1 protein-coding gene is annotated in these 315 nt (G+C 53.3%); it reads left to right on the top strand.

Going from position 1 to position 315, the window contains the following annotated elements:
• Positions 1-315 (top strand): AMP-binding protein (locus L693_RS27510; protein ID WP_155983740.1); only part of this gene is annotated, 315 nt, incomplete at both ends.

Here is a 315-nt window from a genome sequence, read left to right as displayed (position 1 = left end):
AGCGTTGTTCTTTGAAGGAGAGCAGTTGACCTATCGCGAGTTGAATGAACGCGCGAATCGTCTGGCTCGTACCTTGCGCAGTCAAGGCGTGACGAAGGATCGCCTGGTGGGTCTGATGACTGAACGCTCGGTAGACATGATCGTGGGCATCTTCGGGATTATGAAAGCCGGGGGAGCATATGTACCAATTGATCCGACGTATCCGGAGGAGCGTATCCGCTATATGCTGGATGACTCGGGGGCAGAGCTGTTGTTGACGCAAAGTCATCTGGTAAACAATGCAGCTTTCGACGGCAATGTGCTGGTGCTGAATGG

It is taken from the genome of Paenibacillus sp. 1-18 (assembly GCF_000520755.1).
Taxonomy (GTDB): Bacteria; Bacillota; Bacilli; order Paenibacillales; family Paenibacillaceae; genus Paenibacillus; species Paenibacillus brasilensis.
The sequence above is the reverse complement of the archived record's forward strand: the minus strand, read 5'-3'. Positions and strand labels throughout refer to the sequence as shown.